Annotated in this window: 1 pseudogene (running past one end of the window); it reads right to left on the reverse strand. The window is 63.1% G+C overall.

The features are described from left to right. Positions 1 to 597 (reverse strand): annotated as a pseudogene (locus GTN70_06605) (aldo/keto reductase) (it continues 416 nt past the right edge of the window).

Genomic DNA, 597 nt, shown 5'->3' on the forward strand with positions numbered 1-597 from the left:
CCGGTGGTTCACGATTGAACCGAGCTTGTTTCCATACACCAGGTGCCGCATGTTTTCCCTTGCGAGAAAGTCGTGAGGGAACCCCGGCGAGATCGTGCTTGCCGCATCGAGCCTCTCGAGGTGTTCGCTCTCCAGAGAGAAATCCAGGCAGCCGAGGTTGTCCCGGAGCTGGCTTTCCGTGCGCGCACCCAGAATGGGGATGATGACCCCATTCCCCTTTATCTGCCTCAGCCAGTTCAGGGCAACCTGTGCGGGCGACCTTCCCACCGCCTCGGCGACCTTCACCACCTCTCCGGCGATGGTGAGATTTTTCCCGCTCAAAAATTCCGCGCTCATGGGATTGTGGGGGCCGAAGCGTCGATCGGAACCGTCGCCCTTCCCGTACTTTCCCGTCAGCACTCCCCCGCCGAGGGGCGACCATGCCGTGACGCCGATGTCGAGGGCCCGGGCCATCGGAAGCAGCTCCCGCTCAGGAGTCCTCTCGATCAGGCTGTACTGCACCTGGAGCCCGACGAAGGGTGTCAGGCCCGAAAGCTCCGCGATGGTGTTCGCCTGCGAGACAATCCAGGCGGGCGCGTCGGAGACCCCGACGTAGAG

This window comes from Deltaproteobacteria bacterium (assembly GCA_011773515.1).
Taxonomy (GTDB): domain Bacteria; phylum Desulfobacterota; class Deferrimicrobia; order J040; family J040; genus WVXK01.